The 18,657-nt window shown below is 69.3% G+C and carries 12 protein-coding genes and 2 pseudogenes; 5 read left to right on the forward strand and 9 right to left on the reverse strand.

Annotated features, from left to right (window positions below; translation table 11 throughout):
• The first annotated feature begins 370 nt into the window (after positions 1-370).
• Entirely contained in the window at positions 371-1,369 is a 999-nt protein-coding gene (locus RPQ07_RS01810; RefSeq protein WP_313942188.1) for a linear amide C-N hydrolase, read from the forward strand.
• A 121-nt stretch (positions 1,370-1,490) separates the two neighbouring features.
• On the opposite strand, the gene RPQ07_RS01815 is transcribed toward RPQ07_RS01810, so the two are convergent.
• The 4 genes and pseudogenes from RPQ07_RS01815 to RPQ07_RS01830 form a co-directional block, all read right to left on the reverse strand.
• Positions 1,491-2,363: a universal stress protein gene (locus RPQ07_RS01815; RefSeq protein ID WP_313942189.1), complete on the reverse strand. Its 873-nt coding sequence runs from the start codon at positions 2,361-2,363 to the stop codon at positions 1,491-1,493.
• A gap of 435 nt (positions 2,364-2,798) precedes the next feature.
• Positions 2,799-4,265 (reverse strand): NAD(P)/FAD-dependent oxidoreductase, encoded by a 1,467-nt coding sequence (locus RPQ07_RS01820; protein WP_313942190.1) that lies wholly within the window; start codon positions 4,263-4,265, stop codon positions 2,799-2,801.
• 525 nt (positions 4,266-4,790) lie between these two features.
• A pseudogene (locus tag RPQ07_RS01825) lies at positions 4,791-5,824 on the reverse strand (hypothetical protein).
• 325 nt (positions 5,825-6,149) lie between these two features.
• Entirely contained in the window at positions 6,150-6,821 is a 672-nt protein-coding gene (locus tag RPQ07_RS01830; RefSeq protein ID WP_313942191.1) for a glyoxalase, read from the reverse strand.
• 170 nt (positions 6,822-6,991) lie between these two features.
• On the opposite strand from RPQ07_RS01830, the gene RPQ07_RS01835 reads away from it, so the two are divergent.
• On the forward strand, positions 6,992-7,480 hold the full coding sequence (locus RPQ07_RS01835) for a VOC family protein (protein ID WP_313942192.1): 489 nt from the start codon (positions 6,992-6,994) through the stop codon (positions 7,478-7,480).
• A gap of 15 nt (positions 7,481-7,495) precedes the next feature.
• On the opposite strand, the pseudogene RPQ07_RS01840 reads toward RPQ07_RS01835, so the two are convergent.
• Together RPQ07_RS01840 and rph are read right to left on the reverse strand one after the other, a co-directional pair.
• Positions 7,496-7,585, reverse strand: a pseudogene (locus RPQ07_RS01840) (VOC family protein); the annotation flags it as partial.
• 213 nt (positions 7,586-7,798) lie between these two features.
• On the reverse strand, positions 7,799-10,432 hold the full coding sequence (gene rph / locus RPQ07_RS01845) for a rifamycin-inactivating phosphotransferase (protein WP_413777820.1): 2,634 nt from the start codon (positions 10,430-10,432) through the stop codon (positions 7,799-7,801).
• A 739-nt stretch (positions 10,433-11,171) separates the two neighbouring features.
• Between rph and RPQ07_RS01850 the strand changes: the two genes are divergently transcribed.
• Positions 11,172-11,636, forward strand: coding sequence for a hypothetical protein (locus RPQ07_RS01850; protein ID WP_313942193.1), 465 nt, complete (start codon positions 11,172-11,174; stop codon positions 11,634-11,636).
• A gap of 546 nt (positions 11,637-12,182) precedes the next feature.
• The gene (locus RPQ07_RS01855) at positions 12,183-13,043 is read left to right on the forward strand and encodes a class I SAM-dependent methyltransferase (RefSeq protein WP_313942194.1); all 861 of its coding nucleotides are present in this window, start codon (positions 12,183-12,185) and stop codon (positions 13,041-13,043) included.
• A 277-nt stretch (positions 13,044-13,320) separates the two neighbouring features.
• Here RPQ07_RS01855 and RPQ07_RS01860 read toward each other — a convergent pair whose 3' ends face one another.
• The gene (locus RPQ07_RS01860; protein ID WP_313942195.1) at positions 13,321-13,782 is read right to left on the reverse strand and encodes a pyridoxamine 5'-phosphate oxidase family protein; all 462 of its coding nucleotides are present in this window, start codon (positions 13,780-13,782) and stop codon (positions 13,321-13,323) included.
• A 438-nt stretch (positions 13,783-14,220) separates the two neighbouring features.
• On the opposite strand from RPQ07_RS01860, the gene RPQ07_RS01865 reads away from it, so the two are divergent.
• On the forward strand, positions 14,221-15,909 hold the full coding sequence (locus tag RPQ07_RS01865) for a multicopper oxidase family protein (protein WP_313942196.1): 1,689 nt from the start codon (positions 14,221-14,223) through the stop codon (positions 15,907-15,909).
• Positions 15,910-16,248: 339 nt separating this feature from the next.
• On the opposite strand, the gene RPQ07_RS01870 is transcribed toward RPQ07_RS01865, so the two are convergent.
• Both RPQ07_RS01870 and RPQ07_RS01875 read right to left on the reverse strand, forming a co-directional pair.
• A complete protein-coding gene (locus RPQ07_RS01870) occupies positions 16,249-16,467 on the reverse strand; it encodes a hypothetical protein (protein ID WP_313942197.1) in 219 nt (72 codons plus the stop codon).
• A 238-nt stretch (positions 16,468-16,705) separates the two neighbouring features.
• Positions 16,706-18,619, reverse strand: coding sequence for a CASTOR/POLLUX-related putative ion channel (locus RPQ07_RS01875; RefSeq protein ID WP_313948748.1), 1,914 nt, complete (start codon positions 18,617-18,619; stop codon positions 16,706-16,708).
• Positions 18,620-18,657 lie beyond the last annotated feature (38 nt).

Genomic DNA, 18,657 nt, shown 5'->3' on the forward strand with positions numbered 1-18,657 from the left:
GCCTTGCCAACGCCGCGCCGCCTCGACGGCCCGCCCCTCCATCCGGAAAGTATGACCACCCTGGTAAGGAACCGGACGTACCGGCCTGGGCCCGGTACGTCCGGAGACAACCGGGTGCGCGCCCGATCTCGGCACGGAAGCATTCCCGATTCCCGATTCCCGATTCCCGAGCGGAGCATGGTGACCGGCTCCCGAATGCGGGCCGATCAGGTTCTTTCGGCCCGACCAGGTAGCGGGCTCCCCTCACTCGTGGCACTCCTGGTGCATAGGTCTCGGTGGCACGTCGGCACGCTCGCCGTGAGCGCCGCACGGGGTGCATGCCTCGGGCCACGAGCTGATGCGTGCGCCCCGCTCAGAGAGGGATTCAGACATGTGCACGCGGATTCTGTGGAACACCAACAGCCACGCCGTTCTTGCCGGCCGGACGATGGACTGGCCGGAATCGACGGAACCGGTGCTGACCGTCTTCCCCCGAGGGCTCAAGCGCAACGGCGGCACGCTGGGGAGCACCACCGTCGTCGATGACAACCCTCTGTTGTGGACGAGCACGTTCGGCAGCCTCGTGACGACCCTCTACGGCGCCGGAACGGCCGACGGCCTCAACGAAGCCGGCCTCGCAGCGCACATGCTGTACCTGGACAGCACCGACCTCGGCCCCCGCGACCCCAGCAGGCCAGGTCTTCAGATCGCCCTGTGGATCCAGTACCTGTTGGACTGCGCTCGCACCGTGAATGAGGCCCTGGACCTGCTCGACACCTGCCAGTTGGTGCCGGTGGAGATGCACGGCTTCTCGGCCACGGTGCACGTGGCTCTGGAGGACGCGTCGGGAGACTCGGCGATCATCGAGTACATCGCGGGCCAACGACGAGTGCACCACGACCGCAGCTACACGATCATGACCAACGCGCCCGCCTATGACGAACAACTCCGCCTGCTGCAGGAGCAGGTGCACACCGTGCAGGGACTGGGGCACGACAAGCCCAGCAGTGAGATCCCGCTGCCGGGGAACGTCAACGCGGTCGACCGCTTCCAGCGTGCCGCCTACTTCAGCGCCCTGCTGCCCGAGCCGGCGGACGACCGACAGGCGGTCGCCGGCATCCTGGCCGTCACCCGTAACGCCTCGGTGCCCTTCGGTGCGCCGTATCGCGAGGGCAGGTTCCGGACCTACAACACCGAGTACCGCACCGTCTGCGACCTCACCAGCAAGCGGTACTTCTTCGAATTGACGACGAGTCCGAACCTCCTGTGGGCCGAGATCGAACGTTTCGACCTCTCGCCCGGCGCTCTCGTCATGACCCTGCATCCCGAGGGGATCGACCTCGTCGGGGACGTCTCGGACGGATTCACGCAATCGCCTGCGCCGTTCTGAGGGCCGGGAAACGGCGAGTCGCGGCCATCGGGGGTGCGTCGCGACAACGGAAGAACTGCACGGGAGCGTACGCCGCACCGTCGCCGGTACGCAGAAACCGAACCGCGTTCAGGACGGCGCGTCAGCCGTACGGGACCACGGCCACAGGGCACGGCGCGTGGTGCATGGCGGCGTGGGTCACCGGGCCGTTGTGGCCGAAGCGGCTGTCGCGGCGGCGACGGCCGAGGACGAGGAGTTCCGCTTCCTTGGCTGCCCGCAGAAGGCGAGGGGCGGGCCGCCCCTGTGAGGCTGTCGCCGTGACGGTGAGGTCCGGGTATTGGTCATGCAGCTGCCGAGCTGCGGCGACCAGGGTCTTTTCGCGTTCGGCCTGCAACTCGCGACCACTGCGCTGCCCGGTGCCCACCCCGTAGAGACTGGGGGCGCTGTAGGCATGGATGAGGTGCAGGTCGGCGCCTCGCAACCGGGCCTCCTCGAAAGCGAACGCAACGACCTCGTCGCAGGGGTGGTCGAAGTCGATACCGACCACGACTTCGCGAGGGGATGCGGAAGCTGCGGAATCCTCGCCCTTCGCGTCGTGATGCCCGGCGCGTAGGAGGACGATGGGGCACTCGGCCCGGGCGATGACGTGCAAGGCGACCGAGCCCACGAGGTACCCGGCGAATCCGCTGATACCCCGGGTGCCGAGAACCAGGAGCGCCGACTGCTCCGATGCGTCATGGAGGGCCGTGACCGGAGGCAGGGAAACCAGCTGGTCGACGATGGAGACATCCGGGTGGAGAGCGCGCACGTGCTCCACGGCCTCAAGCAGGATCTGGTGGGCCCAGTCGCGCTGACTGGTGTCGGCCGGCACCGCGACCGTCGGATGCGGTGCCCACTCCCAGGCATGGACGATGTGGAGTGGCACATTGCGGAGCAGGGCCTCCTTCGCCGCCCACGTTGCGGCGGTGAGGCTCTCGGGAGATCCGTCGACTCCAGCAGTGACCGGTCGGGGCATGGTGCGCACCTCCTGTGCTGAGACACAAGCCCTCAGGAAGGCCCGCCGGACCGTTCGGGCGGGCCATCGTCTCGACGCGGGTACCTGTGTCGAGGGCACCCACAGAAGGCGGACTGCCGCGTGCGAAGGGGTGGTTGCCGCGTTCGGCGCTTCCGCGCAGACGGCAGCGGCGGATGGTGCCACCGCCCAGGTTGCCGCGAGCGGCCCCGCCAGCCGATTCGTGCGGTGCCACCTCCACGGGCCACGTCCACGACATGGGTCCCGTGCGGCCTCACCACCTCTCCCGACCAGGTTCTCAAAGCTCAGGCCAGGCGGCATCCCGACTCACGGATCGAAGGCCGGGCCGGCCTCGCTCCGGCGCCGCGAGGACGAGGTCGCAGGCGGCTCCGTTCGTGGCGGGTCACAGGAGGCTGCGCCGAGCGCCGCCCGCATGGGTCATTCGGCAGTTCCCTCGAAGCGGCGGACAGCACCGGCGCGCCGTGTCTCCAGGAGACGCAGCCATACTTCGCTGATGGTCGGGAAAGCCGGCACGGCATGCCAGAGGCGCTCCACGGGAACCTCGCTCGTGATCGCGACCGTTGCCGAGAACAGCAGTTCCGCGACTCCGGCGCCGACGAAGGTCGCTCCCAGAACGTTGCCGCGATCCAGGTCCACGAGCAGGCGCGCTTTCCCCCGATATCCGTCGGCGTATTGAACGGCTCCCGCCACATGCCCGATGTCGTAGTCCACCATGTCGAATCGGCGCCCCGCGCGTTCTGCCTCGCGCGCGGTCAAGCCGACGCTTGCCACCTCTGGATCCGTGAAGACGACCTGTGGCACGGCCGCGCTGTCGGCGGTCGAGGCGTGCGCGCCCCACCTGGCGTCGTCCAGCCTGCCGCCCGCGGCGCGGACACCGATGATGGCGCCGGCGATTCGTGCCTGGTACTTGCTCTGATGGGTCATCAGAGCACGGTGGTTCACATCGCCGGCAGCGTAGAGCCACCCGCCGGCGACACCAGGCACCTGGAAGGTGTCATCCACCGCCAACCAGTCACCCGGGTTCAGTCCCACGGTCTCCATACCGATGTCGCCTGTGCGGGGCACACGACCAATGGCGACCAGGAGCTCGTCCGCGGTGAGATTCCCTCCGTCCGCCCATTCGATGTGCACCTCACGGCCGGTGCGGGTGACGCGAGAAACCGACGTGTCCTGCCGTATGTCGACGCCCGCCTCCCGCAGTCCGTCCGCGACCATTTCGCCGGCGAACGGTTCCATGCGGGGCAAGAGCCCTCTGGTGCCCCGTACCAGCATGGTCACCCGTGAGCCGAGCGCTTGCCACGCCGCGGCCATTTCGACGGCCACCACTCCCCCGCCGATCACGGCGAGGCGTTCCGGAACCTCCCGAGAGCTGGTCGCATTGCGGCTGGTCCAGGGACGGACGTCGCTGAGCCCCGGCAGGTCAGGCAGAGCCGAGTCGGTGCCGGTGCACACGGCGACCGCATGTCGGGCGGCGAGCCGGACGGTCTGTCCCTCAGCCGTCTGCACCGTGACCTGCCGCGGGCCGTCCAGCCGGCCGAATCCACGGACGAGGTCGACGGACACGGAGTTCAGCCAGTCCACTTGATCGTCGTCCTGCCAGTAGTTCGCCAACTTGTCCCGGTGGGCCAAGGCGACCGCGACGTCCAAGGGACCGCTGACGGCCTCGCTCAGCGCTGGGACACGGCGGGCGTCGGCGCGGGCCGTCATCGGCCGGAGCAGGGCCTTGCTGGGTTCGCACGCCCAGAACGAGCATTCACCACCGAGGAGTTCACTCTCCACGATCACCGTGGAGAGCCCGGCGTCACTGGTGCGTTCCGCCAGATTCTCGCCGCACGGACCAGCGCCGAGAACGATCACGTCATACGTGCGCGGAGCTTCGCTCATCATGACCCCCATGACTCATCTGGTTCCGCATACGGCCGTGTCGGGGGGCACGTGAGTCATGGGAAGGCCGCTCTCGGGCCGGCCGCGGGTTGGGGAGGGGCGGGCATCAGATCCTCTGCGGATCCGGGTGGGCGGTTCCGGCATCAGGCCACGAGGTCGGAGCGTCACACCCGAAGCCCCACTCCCCTACTGTCCACCTTTTCGTACATGAGCGCATGTTGCTCCGGCGGTGATCACCAGTGTCACGAGAGCAGATCGATCGTCTCTCCTGCCGGCCTCAGGAAGCTCCGCCATCTTTGAAGTGGCTGGTCAGCGGGGTGGCGCAACCTTGTAGCGGGTGCTCGTGGTGATGGTGGGCGGCAATCGGTGGTGTGGATCGTCCGGCGGATCGGTTGTGTCGATGAGTTCACCGGCCTCGAAACGTCTACCCAGGGACACCACCGTTCTCGACAGGAGTGCCACGTCCAACCCGGTCATTCCGGTGGGGACACACAGTGCGGGGACGACCTTCCAGGGTGACGCCGGCTACTGGATGCTCCAGCGGTGCGGGTGGCCGGGATCCTCCGGGCAGAAGAAGACGTTGAGTTCGCCGAAACGACCTACGGTGACCTCGGTCGGGGTGGCGTGACGATACGTGCCCCCGTCCGTGTCCTCCAGCGGCTTCCAACTGCCGCTGCCGCCGTCCCACTCCGAGCTGTCGATGGTCAGGAGCAGGTGCATCGGTGCCGCGCAGGTCAGGCAGTCCATCGGGTACGGGTCCGTCGAGTGCCAGGAGGCGAAGCCGCCCACACGCCACCCGGGTGGGATGGACAGGTCGTACTGGTAGGCGACCGGATAGGCCACGTCGCCGCCCGACAGCAGCTCGGACGTCTCTCCGAGGTCTTCCTCCCATGCGTCGATCTGTGCGCACAGTTCCTCGGGCAGGAGCCCCGCGAACGGGTACGTGACGACTTGCTCCGGGTGCAGCACACAAGGCTCGGGCAGGAAACTGTCGGAGCCGACGACCCATGGCAGCGGCGGCGTGGCGCACGTACCTCACCGACATCGTCCGACTGACGCCACCGCACGTGCAGTTCCAGGTTCCACCGCCCCGGCCCGTCTGCGTTGAAGGGACACCAGAACACCTGGAGCAGGTCGCACCCGTCCGGCCCCGTCGGCAGGTCGGGGGTGTCCCGCCGGTACAGCTGCGCGAGGCCGATCATCGGCAACGGGTCCGTCTCGTACACCCCGGGAATCCGGTGCTCCTGGCGCAACTCCTCCAGGAGTTGCCGTTCCTCGTCAGTAGGGCCCGCGATCTCCTCACGGGCCCACGCGGCAGCCAGAACCTGCCGCCACCGGTGAACATCGGCCGGCCGTCGACCACGCCCCCGGCCATGCGCCTCGCTGCACACCGGCCACGGCTCGTCCGCCGGCCACAGCATCGGACCACCAACGGAGCTGGCGGACAGATCCGGTGCCCCCGGCCGTGGGTGCAGCCGTGTCGTCGTGCCTCTGTGGGCGGCCAGTTCCGGGAAGAGCGCTTCGACATCGAGCGGTCTCGGGGGCGTGGTCCTCGTCATGGACGTGACCCTAGAGGGTGTCGCGGGCGCTGAGCCCGGCTCGACCGGCCCGCGGGATACGCATGGGGGCGCCATGGCGGGCGTGGATGCGCGTGTTTCACTCCCAGGGTCGGCGTCTTCTGGCGCGAGGTCGACGGCGGGGCCTTGATTTCCGAGCCGGCAGAGTCGCGTTCAGCGTGAACCGTCGCCTCCCCCGCGGCCGTCTGCGTCGCTGAGGCTGCGCGGCAGTGAGCTAAAGAGAGTCTGCGGGTCCAGTTCGGCCGGGTCGGAATCGCTGACGCGGCCGTTCCCTGCGGACTTGGCGAGGGTCGCCCCGGTCTTGCCGTCAGGACATGGCAGACGGCGTGGAGCGCGCGGGAGCGAGCGACGTGGCCGCCTCCTCCCAAACGAAGCCGTCCGGGTCGGTGAAGGGGCCGGCGGTGCCACCGAGGACGATGCGGTGCGAGCCGCTGCCGTCGACGGCGACACCCAGGTCTTTGGCCAGGCCCCGGCGCTTGTACAACGCCAGCTTGACCGGGCTGGACTCGTCCGAGGCGAACTCGGTGTACTTGCCGCCGAAGCTCTTCGCCACGGTCAGGCCGCGGCCGACGTAGAACTGCTTGCTGGCCTTCACGTCCTCGACGCCGAGCAGAAGGACGAACTCGTCGATCTCGCGGGTGGCCGGGCCGGTGTCCTTCTTCGCCGAGGTCGCGACCTTCCAGGTCGTACCGTCCGGCGCCTGGACAACGCCGCCGTAGCCCCACAGCGACTTCGCAGCCGGCTTGAGTACCGTGGCGCCGGCGTCCAGGGCGGCGCCGAGGAAGCTGTCGACCGTGGCCGGCCCGGACACCGTGAGCGCCAGGGTGAAGCCGCGGAATCCGGTGGAGTGCGCCTCGGACGCCCGCAGACGTACGTGCGAATCCACTCCGAAGGCGGTGTGGAAGTGCTGGGCGGCCTCGAGGTCGGCCACCTCGAGGGTGACGGACGCGATGGACGTGGTCGATGCGTTGTTTTCCATGTCCATCACGCTATGGGCTGCCCGGCGGCCGGGGCTTCTCGATTCCTGACCGGTCTCGTCACCTGCTTCTCCCAGTGCGACGACACCCCTCCACCGCGACCGCAGGCTCCGCGTCAACCCCGTGCGCGCGGCGGCCGGCAGCGGTCCATACGGTCCCCTACCGTGGCCGCATGGACCAGCGCATCACCCTCGTCACCCTCGGCGTCCGCGACCTCGCCCGTGCCCGGCGCTTCTACGAGGCACTGGGCTGGCGCGGACAGGAGGTGGAGCAAACCGTCTTCTTCCAGGCCGGCGGCCTTGCCCTCGTCCTGTGGGACCGCGACCTCCTGGCGGCGGACTGCGGTCTGCCGTCCGGACCGTCGACGCCGGATGGCACGAACAGCGGCGGGTTCGGCGGCATCGCCCTTGCCCACAACGTCCGTTCGCGTGCCGAGGTGGACGAGCTACTCGTCGCCGTGGAAGCGGCCGGCGGAGCCGTCACCAAGCCCGCCGCCGTCAACGCCATCGGGTTCTACTCCAGTGCCTTCACCGACCCGGACGGGCATGCCTGGGAGGTCGCTCACAACCCGGGCTTCCCCCTCGCCGCGGACGGATCGCTGACCCTGCCCGATTTCGGCGCCGACCCGGGCGGCGGGCCACAGGAAGGAAGCGGCCCATGAGGTTCGGGGACGCGTATCGATGGCGCCGAGGGCCCGCAGCCGGGACACCTCCGCTCCTTTGTCGTCACCTGGGTACGGCAGCAGATCAAGATGGATGCGGTCCGGCCCACCGACCGCCAACCCATCAAGAGCCTTCATGGTCACGTGAACAGGTCGCCGTGCCAGGCAGGCGATCCCCTGACTCGCTCTGCAACGGCATCCGTACCGTCGCCGGCCAGAAGCAGCCGCAGGCAGAGAGTGCCTCTGCGCTCCGACGACAGGACGTGCTGAGGGTGTCCTGTACGTGGTGGCGGCAGAGGCACCACTCCGTCTGCTCGGTCACGACAGGATCTCGATGTACCCGTCCGTTCCGTGCACGCGGATCCGCTGTCCGTCCTTGATCAGCCGGGTGGCCCGCTCCACGCCCACGACGGCCGGCAGGCCGTACTCCCGGGCGATCACCGCACCATGGGTCATCAGGCCGCCCACCTCCGTCACGAGGCCCGCGATGCCGACGAACAGGGGCGACCAGCTGGGGTCCGTGAAGGTCGTGACCAGGATGTCGCCCGCTTCGAGATCGGCCTCCCTCATGTCGAGGATGACGCGGGCCCTCCCCTCGATGGTCCCGGCGGAAACGGGGAGGCCGATCAGGGCACCGGTCGGTACGTCGTCGCGCCGGTACGCCCCGGTGAGGGCCTCGCCGTCCGAGGTGAGCACTCGGGGCGGTGTGAGCGCGTGGTACGAACGGAACGCCTCCTTGCGCTGCTCGATGAGCCGGCCATCCACCTGGTTCGAGCGCGCGACGTCGTGGAGTTCCCGGAACGTGAGGTAGAAGATGTCCTCCTTCTCAGGAAGAACGTCGGCCTGCACAAGGCGCTCGGCCTCCGCCAACAGGGCCTGCTTGTAGACGAAGTAGCGGCTGATGATGCCGTACTTCGGGTACTCCCGGTACCCGATGAAGGTTCTGACCCGGTCGATCATCCGCTTGGTCTCGTCAGCCTTCTCGTCTCCGTCCGGCAGGGCCCGCAGCCGCGACAGCACGTCCTGCTCCTTCTTCTGCGCCTTCTCCCGGCCCTGCTCGAAGCGCCGCTCGGCGGCGCCCGGCTCGAAGTTCCTGACGTTGTCGAGAATCACGGGCACGAGCGTGGTGGGGCGCTCACGCCAGCGTGGCCTCGTGATGTCGATCTCGCCGACACAGCGGACGCCGTACCGGTCGAGGTAGGTCTCGATGGCGTCGCGTGCTTCGGCCCCACCCGCGAGCTTCGCCAACTCGTCCAGGAAAGCGTCGTCCTGGACATACTCGACGCCCTGGAGGAACGCCACCACATCCGACAACGGGCGGATCACGTCCGCGACGTCGAGCAGCGCCAGTCCCATCTCCGACGTGATGTTGTCGGGGGCGGACAGCGTCAGCGTGTCAGCCACGTTCTTCTCGCCCAGCCACTCCTGCAGCTTGTCGTTGAGCCACCACGTGGCCTCCATGCCCGCCATGATCACCTGAAGGCTCAGCGAATCGCTGAGGACCCGCTTGTGCTCTTCGAAGGCCTCCAGCAGGAAGTCGAACAGCTCCGGTCCGGACTTCGTCCGGATGTCGCGCTCCAGGGCGGCGATCGACTCCTGACTGCGTTCGATCAGCTCGGTGACGATGGCGGGATCGGTCTCGATCGGTGCGGGCGCACCGCTCGCGGGAGCACCACCGGCGGGCGGACCGCTTGCGGGCGGCCCGCCGGGACCCGTGTCCGGGAGCGACGGGACGAAATCGTCGCGGTCGAGGACGGTCTCCAGCGCGTCCCTGACCAGGGGATCGCCCTTCCCCAGGACGTCCAGGAGGCCGGCGCGGCTCGCGGGCGAGGCCAGTCGCCGGGTGACGTCGACGAACAGCCTCCCGCCGGCCTCGTGCATCGGCACCATGGCCGTCAGCTGCCACATGGAGTACCCCAGAGGCTTCATGGGGTCGGTCATCATCTGCCCGTGGCCGACGGAGACGTAGACGTGATTCTCCTGGTCGTCGGTCTCCGGAACGGGGAACAGCGTCGTGATCGGCCGGCTCTGAACGATCTGGAAGCCGTCGTCGACGAGGCACCATTCGATGTCCTGCGGACGGCCGAAGTGCGCTTCGATCCGTCGCCCGAGCTGCACGAGCCGCACGACCTGCGGATCCGTCAGCGCCGGTTGCTCCTGCCTCTGCGAGTCGAGCGTCACTTCCTGCGTGCCGCCGGCCGGCAGTGCCTGAATGGCACGCGCTTTGGCGGCGATCGCCTTGGCGACTACCTCGCCGTCTCGCACCGTGAAGACGTCGGGGTTCACCAGGCCGGATACCAGGGCCTCGCCGAGGCCGAAGCCGGCGTCCACGGTGGCGACCTTCCGGTTACCCGTGACAGGGTCCGCGGTGAACAGAATGCCGGACGCCTGTGGGAAGGCCATCTGCTGCACGACCACGGCCATATGGACCGTACGGTCGTCGATGCCGTTCCGCCGCCGGTAGGTCACGGCACGCTCGGTGAACAGCGAGGCCCAGCACCGGCTGATGTGCTGAAGGATCGCCTTCGGCCCCACGATGTTCAGGTACGTGTCCTGCTGGCCGGCAAAGGAAGCCGTCGGCAGGTCTTCCGCCGTCGCGCTCGACCGGACGGCGTACGCGGCCTGCTCACCGGACCGGGCGAGCGCGCGGGTGATCACTGCCGCGACATCGCCCGGGACGGCAATCCCTTCGATCGTCCGACGAATCTCCGCGCTGAGCGTGCGGATCGCCTCCCGGTCATCCGGGTTCACGCGCGACAGCTGATCGAGCAGACCGCCGACCGATGGTGCGTCCGCCATGACCCGCCGGAAGGCGTCCGTCGTCACGCAGAAGCCGCCGGGCACGCGGATGCCTTCGATCCGTGAGAGCCCGCCCAGGTGCGCGCCCTTGCCGCCGACGAGCGCGACCTGTGTTTCGTCGACCTCGCGAAGATCCACGACGTACTGCTCCATCACTGCGATACCTCCGAGGCAGCCGTGCTCCGTTGTGCTGCGGTGGCCGGTCGAATCACCGGCGCCTCCCACTCTGTCGACCCTCTTGTCGTGCATGTCCTCATCCCTGCTTGCTTTCCTCTGACGAGTCGGCAGGCCGCCTTGCCCACTCGGGCGGCCGGCAGCCCCGCGCCCCGCGCGGAGCATCCGCTACGCAAACGCCGGTCCCACCGCTCGTTCGACGCCACCCCGTCCCTCATGCGCCACTGACAACCACCGCACGTCGTGCCCCCCGTTTCCGCATGTTGTGGCATCGGCCGATGATTCTGCGCCGTCACCCGGGCCTTGTGGCAAGCCCCCCATTGCGCTATAAGTTGAGAGTGGCAAGGAGAGGGCTCTCCTTGCCTTTGTTCATTTGCTGGCCGAAGCCGCGCGGTCGGTGACCCGGGTCGGGGCCGACGTGGTGGAGCCCGCTGTCCGTGGCACGTCGTGAATCGCCGGGACGGAACGACAACCGAAAGTCGGCACTGCTCGTGTCGGTGCTATGCGAGGCCCGGCGGCCGCACGCGATGCCTCACGAGGACCTCGGCCGTCCACGTTCCCGAAGAGTTCGACGAACAGAGCTACCGGTGATTTGGTACCGCCTCGAGCGCCCATCCCCTTGCTCCGACCGGTTGCGTCCGAACTCCACCACCACAGCCCTCCATGACTGTCGTATCAGCCCAACTCCCTGATGCCACAGCCGTGTTGGAATCGATTCATGGCCACCACCACCGATGGATCCAGGCGACCGGCCCATGCCGACTCCTCGCGTCGACTGCGCGACGAGATCGAACGGCTGCGCGACGAAGCCGAACAGCAGAAGGTTCTCGCGCACCGCCGGGCGGACTTCTGGACGAAAGTCGACATCGCGCTGGGGTTCCCCGCGGCCCTGCTCGCGGGCATCGCCGGAGCCGCAGGGCTCGCCGCCGCCGACGCGCGCATGCCCGCCGCGTTGCTTGCCCTCACCTCCGCCGGTTGCGCGGCGGGCGCGGGTTTCCTGCGTGGCGACCGCAGACGGCTCGCCAACAAGCGTGCTCGGCGGGCCTGGGCCGCAACAGAAGGGATGGCCTGCGTGAAGCTGACGCAGGAACGCCTGGGTACTGAGGACCTCAGGGACCTCCTGGCAAGCCGTCAGGTGGCGCTGGGCGCCTACGACTCGGAAGACTCGCAGCCAGAGCCATAGCTGCGCACGGGAGGGCGCGATCACGCGTCGCGGCTGCGCAGTGCCGTCGGCGGTAGCACGCCCGGCCCATGGGCAGTCTGGCGCTCGACCAGATGGCGCGGGGCGGGCCCTGGACGGATCAAGAAGCGCATGCGGCGACGGAGTCACGGCGGAACAACCTCGCGGCGGGGGCGGCAGAGTGCGCTCCGGCGGTGGCGCGTTGGGCTGCTGAGCCGTCCTGGAGGTGCCTGCCCACAGGAGCGCTGTCGGTCGGCGTGTGCGGATGCCGTTCCGCCGCCCATTCGCGATGCTCTGGTTATCGATGGTTTGATTGCTTTGTCAGACTTAATCGGGTATCTGCACCTCACGCTGGGTGACATGTTCTCCGATGAAAGACGGGCGACCGGGCGAACGGCCATGAGTTCGATCAAGTCGGCCAAGAGGTGCCGGCGGGCCCCTGGCACTGGCGGCCCGGACTCCGGTCGATGTTTCGGATCCGCGGACTCCGCGACGTTCCCCAAACCGTCGCGCCTCACGTGGCCGGTCTTCACGACGTCAGGACTCTCCATGGCACCGGCAGGCAGCAGACGTACAGCGGGCCCGGACACCGCGGCCGGGAAGCGACAACCCACGACCGCTCCCCCGGGCTCCGGCAGCTACGGACAGGATCTGTTCGAACCGGAGCACCCCGAGGAAGCCGAACGCATCGACGCGGCCGCGCTGGTCTACGACCCCTTCACCACACGCCGCCTGCGCGCTCTGGGCGTGGGGCCGGACAGCCGCTGCCTGGATGTGGGGGCCGGGACCGGGACACTGGTCCGCTGGCTGCTGGACGAGGCCGGCGCCGCGGAGGTGGTCGCCCTGGACCGGGACACCAGCGGCCTGGCCGCCCTGGCGGGCCCGCGGGTACGGCTGGTCGATGCCGACCTCAGGGACGAGAGCCTGGACCTGGGCGGCTTCGACCTGATCCACGCGCGCTTCGTCCTCATGCATCTGCCCGAGCGGCGCCGTCTCGTCTCACGGCTTGCCGGGTGGCTGAACCCGGGCGGCTGGCTCGTACTCGGTGACGCCGTGGAGATGCCGAACCCCCTGGACGCGTCCTCGGCCTACCGGAGGACCATGGACGCCATGTGGGAGGCGCTGCGGTCGACCATCGGCACCGACACGTCCTCGGTCCCGGCATACCCGCACTTCCTGCGGGAGGAGGGCCTCCAGCAGGTCGCGGCGGAGCTCTTCTGCCCGCCGCTGGTCCCAGGAGGCCCGCTGGCCCGTTTCTGGTCCGAGACGTGGGACCGGATGAGGCCCGCGCTGGAGGAGACCGGGAGGGTGGACTCCTCCGTCATCGACGACGCCCTCGCCTACCTGGCCTCACCCGAAGCCGCCGAACTCGGGCCCGGCATGGTGACGGCCTGGGGTCAGCGGCCCTGAGCCACGGGTGCCGAAGGTGCCGTGCCGGACGGCGTCGCCAGGGGGTCGGCGGGTAGCCAGTCCTTCGCGGCCGGCCGGGGCCCTGCCACGGCACGGTCTCACGCGCCGCACGCCAGATACCGAGTGCTGAGAGCAGCCGGTTGCTCGCCGTGGGTGCCGCCCAGGTGCGCGCAGGCGTCTGCGGCCCCGATCCCGGGGCGTACCGGGGCGGAGGCTGCGCTCGACCCCTCCGAACCGCGAGCTAGGCCCCCGTCCGTCGAGCTGGATACGTCGGTGGTTACTTCTGCCATGTCCCGTCGCGCATGATGACTCTCCCGCGCAGTTCCTGCTCGCCGCGCCAGGCACGTACCGTCCGCGGTACGACGCGGATGTAGACATGAGGCCCATCCCCCGTGCGTGGGTCCCACCCGAACTTGGCGGCGAACGCCTCCGCCGGGTCCGCGGGGACTTCCTGATCCGGGAAGCACTCCGCCTCCCCTTGCAGGAGCACCACATCGAAGGTGTCCGCCAGCGCCAGACGCACGCGCGGATCCTCGCGGACGTTCCGCGCCATCGCTGAGGTGGCGCTGGTGCACATCCACACCGCCCGCCCGTCCCACAGGAACCACAGAGGCACCTGGTGCGGTCCGTGATCAGGATGTCCCGTCGACACCCAGATGTCCCGCTCGGCCGCGAGCCGGCCCAGAGTGTCGCCTCTTCGCTCCGCCGCCTGGCGACGAACGATGTCCGTGGTCTGCATGAGAGCCGACGCTAGCCAGCGGGGCACACAGCGCACATGAGGCACGGGACCTACCCCGTATGCGGCGCGGGACCTACTCCCTGCGACCGACCAACCCCTCAGCCTCCGCCGCCGGAAGGGCCGAACAGGTGCTCGGTGAAGCCACCGACCGAGGGAACTGGCGCACGTCTCGGCGTAGTTGACCTGGCCCGCGACCCGGTCCCCTCCGGCCGCCCTCGCACACGGCGGCCCAGAGGGCACCTCGCGTCACGCTCCCGGCGCCGTACAGCCATCGGCCGGAATGTCCACCGGCACGACAGACGACAGATACGACAGGCAGATAGGACTTACCGCATGTTTCCGGCATTGTGCTCCATGCTGGTCCTGCCGCGTCTGGCCCCACCCGGGGCGCCGCCCTTGCCCGGGCGGGATGCGTGCATGTACGACGACCGGAGGACCATGTACAGGCAGGATCACCCCCGTCCGACCTCTGCCACCCGGCGTGCCGTACTCGGCGCCGGGATCGCCGCAGCGGGATCCGCGCTGCTCACCGCTTGTTCAGGCAGCGGCGCTGACTCCACAGCCGGCACCGGAAAGGGGGCCGCCGGTCCCCAGGGCCCCCTCTCCGCGGACGGCAAGAAGGTCCGGCCCACATGGACGCCCAGCCCCGAAGGAAAGCTCCGCGGTCTCACCTTCACCGCCACACCCTCCACGGTCGAGATCGGCAACGGACGCACCGTCAGAACCTCGACCTACAACGGCGAACTGCCCGGCAAGGAGGTGCGGATCACCGCCGGCGACACCCTGCAGTTGACGCTCGCCAACCACCTGCCCGAACCCACCACGGTCCACTGGCACGGCGTCGCCCTGCGCAACGAGATGGACGGCGTGCCCGACGTGACGCAGCCGCCCATCAAGCCGGGCAAGACGTTCACCTACCGCTTCCAGGCGCCGCACCCCGGCACCTACTGGTTCCACCCCCACCTTGGCCTGCAGGTCGACCGCGGAATGTATTCACCGCTGATCGTCGACGACCCCAACGAGCCCCTCTCCTACGACGCGGAATGGATCGTCCTGATCGACGACTGGATCGACGGGGTCGGCGGCTCCAGCCCCGAGGACATCTTCGACCAGCTCCGCAAGGGCAAACCCGCGATGGGCCACGGACAGCACGAGCCCGGCGCCCGGCCCTCCAAGCCTTCCGGAGGAGTCGCGGCGGGATACGGCCCGCCGCGCGGCCACGCGCCACAGCGCCACCACGCGCCGGCGCGCGACGATGCCCCGCCCTCACCGAGGTCGAGCAGAGGCCCCGGCCGGCTGATGACCGGTGCCAGCAGTCCGCTGCTCGGCGGTCACGCCGGCGACGTCGCCTACCCGCACTACCTGATCAACGGACGCACACCGGACGACCCGACCCAGTTCCGGGCCAAACCCGGCGACCGGATCCGGCTGCGCATCATCAACGCCGGCGCGGAGACCCCGTTCCGGGTGGCTCTCGGCGGACACCGGATGACGGTCACCCACAGCGACGGCTTCCCCGTACGACACCACCGGACCGACTCTCTGCTCATCGGCATGGGCGAACGCTACGACGTCCTCATCACCGCCAAGGACGGCGTCTTCCCGCTCACCGCCCTCGCCGAAGGCAAGAACGGCGCCGCCATGGCCGTCCTGCGCACAGCGAGCGGCGCACTGCCCGCGCCCGACACCCGGCCCGCCGAACTACGGCGCACCGTCCTTCCGTCGGCACGCCAACTCAGGCCGCACGAATCCGTCGAACTCGACCGACGCCGCCCCGACCGGATCGTCAGAATCACCCTCACCGGCGGTATGGAGAACTACGACTGGGGCATCGACCACCACCCCTACTCGCCCGACCGCGTCCACCGCGTCGAACATGGCGAACGTGTCCGGCTGGTCGTCGTCAACGCCACCGACATGTGGCACCCCGTCCATCTGCACGGCCACACCTATGCCCTCGCCGGCATCGACTCGCACGGCGCCCGCAAGGACACGGCCACCGTCCTGCCGCACAACAAACTCGTGCTCGACTTCGACGCGGACAACCCCGGCGACTGGATGCTCCACTGCCACAACATCTACCACTCGGAGTCCGGCATGATGACCACCGTCGCGTACGACGCATAGCCCAACGCCCCAGCGGCGCAGATGAGTTCCACGGCGACGAAGCGGATCCTCGGCGGCAACGTCGCCGGCTTCTCGTAGAGATTCTTCAGGCCGCGGCCCGGCCGGGAACCACCCGTTCCCGGCCGGTCATCGCGCCGGCCGCCACCATCGCATCCCCGACGTACACGTCCGCCGGAATGACCCGTGCGCATGAGTGAAGAGCAGGCCCACAAGGCTGCTCATACGGGGCGGCATGAAGAGATGACGAGCAGACGTCGTGCGCTCCGACCTGCGGACCGCCCCATTCGGCCGTCCGTCCGATCAGGCGCCTCGACCCGCGGATACCTTGACCAGGAAAGCTCACAGCACGATGAAGATCACCGAGTTGTTGAAGTTCCTGTCGTAGCGGTTGTCGTAGAAGTCGCAGTTGTTGTTCCGACGGTCGTCCCAACCCCTCCCGTCGGAGCATCCGTAGTTACCACCTGCGTTGCTCGAGGCGAACGCACCGGTTGCGGGTATGACTGCGAGCGCGAGGCCGGCAACTCCTGCGGAGACTGCGGCAATGATCTTTTGGCGCACCCTCATACACCTCCGACTATTATCGCTTAGCGGGCGAAAGGGTATATTTCACACTCCTCTCCTATCGGTGCCATGTCAATGCGACTCCGATCCCCCCGGGGGTATATCCCTGCCCCCCGAGTTCCAGCGGCACGATCGGTCGCTGACGGTGTGCTGGGCCGTACCTTCCGCAGCTGTACGCAGCCTCCGCCACTCCCATCGGGCCGCGGCCACCGACGGACGGCAGCGGGTGAGCGTCTCACTCGGTGTCGTGTGGCGCCGAGTCCACCCGGGCGGCCGGGGCCGGCACGGCAGGGGCGACGACGATCACCTCGTCGGCGTCACCCCACCTTCTGGCGTACGCCTTCGGGGGGTTGATGCGCACGCCGTGATGCGGGGGCTCCCAAGCCCGTGCGGCCGAGCGGTACCCGATCGCGCATCCGCCCCGCCGGGAAGCCGCCTCGGCCACGCTTGCGAACGAGGCACAGTGGCCCGGCCGGACGAAGTCGCCGGCCGGAAGGAGGCGGATCGTATTGCCGCCAGGTGCGAACAACTCCTCGAACACGGACGCCAGTCGGGGGTTCTGCGAGATCTGCGTCATGAGCAGGCCGATCAGCTTGCCGCTGACGACGAAGTCGGCACCCGGAGCGACCGGGGCGATGAGCCGGTTGCGGTCGTCGGTCAACTCCGTGACGACGGGCACCCGTACACCGGTGTCACGCTCTCGGGCCCGGAGGTGGAGCAGGGTGACGAGGGTGCGGTCGTCGGGGTCGTCCTGCCCGGAACGGCGGCGATCCGGTCCGAGGACGATCACCCCGTGATAGTCGGATAGGTCGAGTTCTTCAACGGTCTCTCGCAGGGTGGGATCGCTCGGCCGGTGGACGACCGTCAGGGTGTCCGCCACCGCCCGGTCGGCAGCGCGCAGCCCTGCCACCGTGGCGGCCTTGCGCCCGGCCACTACGTCGAGGGACGAACCCGGCGGCGCGGACCGGGCAAGCTGGTCGACGATCCGGCGGGCCCTGCGGTTCCAGCCGAGCAGCAGCAGGCGCTCGGGCACCCGTGCCCGCGGCGGGGGTTCGTCGGCGAGGACCGTCGGATCGTAGGGGTCGGCGACCGGTGCCAGGTGCGTGGATTCCCTGTCGCGTGCGATGACGACCAAGCCGTCACCACCGGTCAGCGTGAGAGCGGCGGGTGGGGCGAGGGTGAGGCCGCCGTCCGCGTGGACGACGCCGACGGCGCTCGATACGGGGCAGGCCGCGGCCGCCTCCCTGAACGTCCGGCCGGTCAACACCGGGCTCCGCACGGTGTGGAACTCGTCGCCCGCGTAGTCCAGGAGTTCCTGGTGGACGAGGGAGAGGCCGGGACTGCGGACACACTGCACGAGCAGGCGGGCGGAAACGTCGTCGATCTCCAGCACCGTGGCTCCGGGTCCGCCGGCCAGGCGGGCCGCGGCGAGGTAGCGGTCGTCGCGCACGGCCGCAACGACCGGCAGGTCGCGCTCTTCGCCGACGACGGCACGCAGCGACAGAAGGGTCTTGACGATCTCGGCGTCCTCGGCGGGGTCGTCGCGCGGGAGGACCACCACGGCGTCGGCGGTCGCGGGACTGACCCGGGCCAGGGCGGCGGGGTCGGTGGGGCGTCCGCTGCGGATGACGAGCCGGGTGCGGCCTGTGTCACCGAGGTCGGACCGGAGGATGTCCTCCATCTCGGCGGGGTCGCGGTCGGCGAGGACCACGACGATGCTTTGGCGGAGCCCGGCGTTCGCGGCGACCAGTTCGGAGACGACCGTCTGCATCTGCTCGGACCAGCCGAGGACCACGGTGTGACCGCTCTCCAGCACGGTGGAGTGGCCGCGGCGCAGGGCGATCAGCCGGTCGGTCATACCCGCGGTGATGAGGCTGACCAGGGTGGAGACGTAGAAGAGGGCGATGAGGGCGAGCAGCACCGACAGGGCGACCCGCAGCGGCGGCCCGACCTCGCCACCCAGCCGCATGGTCTGGCCCGTGCTGCGCCACACCGCGACGATCTTCGATCCCGTGGCCACCGGTGCGCGCTGGTCGGTCCAGACGAGGAGAGCGCTGACGGGAACCACCACGGCGAGACAGGCGAGGGCGAGCCACCCGACGAGTGCGGAGGTACCGCGGGCCAGCGTGGTGTCGAACCAGTAGCGGATGCGGGCCTCGACGGTGCCGACACGGTCGCCCGGTCCGC

It is taken from the genome of Streptomyces sp. AM8-1-1 (assembly GCF_032229325.1).
GTDB lineage: Bacteria > Actinomycetota > Actinomycetes > Streptomycetales > Streptomycetaceae > Streptomyces > Streptomyces achmelvichensis.

Bases quoted from the DNA above. Each gene is read 5' to 3' on its own strand.
- RPQ07_RS01810 (WP_313942188.1), top strand. From the start codon at position 371: ATGTGCACGCGGATTCTGTGGAACACCAACAGCCACGCCGTTCTTGCC.
- RPQ07_RS01815 (WP_313942189.1), bottom strand. From the start codon at position 2,363: ATGCCCCGACCGGTCACTGCTGGAGTCGACGGATCTCCCGAGAGCCTC.
- RPQ07_RS01820 (WP_313942190.1), bottom strand. From the start codon at position 4,265: ATGAGCGAAGCTCCGCGCACGTATGACGTGATCGTTCTCGGCGCTGGT.
- RPQ07_RS01830 (WP_313942191.1), bottom strand. From the start codon at position 6,821: ATGGAAAACAACGCATCGACCACGTCCATCGCGTCCGTCACCCTCGAG.
- RPQ07_RS01835 (WP_313942192.1), top strand. From the start codon at position 6,992: ATGGACCAGCGCATCACCCTCGTCACCCTCGGCGTCCGCGACCTCGCC.
- rph (WP_413777820.1), bottom strand. From the start codon at position 10,432: ATGGAGCAGTACGTCGTGGATCTTCGCGAGGTCGACGAAACACAGGTC.
- RPQ07_RS01850 (WP_313942193.1), top strand. From the start codon at position 11,172: ATGGCCACCACCACCGATGGATCCAGGCGACCGGCCCATGCCGACTCC.
- RPQ07_RS01855 (WP_313942194.1), top strand. From the start codon at position 12,183: ATGGCACCGGCAGGCAGCAGACGTACAGCGGGCCCGGACACCGCGGCC.
- RPQ07_RS01860 (WP_313942195.1), bottom strand. From the start codon at position 13,782: ATGCAGACCACGGACATCGTTCGTCGCCAGGCGGCGGAGCGAAGAGGC.
- RPQ07_RS01865 (WP_313942196.1), top strand. From the start codon at position 14,221: ATGTACAGGCAGGATCACCCCCGTCCGACCTCTGCCACCCGGCGTGCC.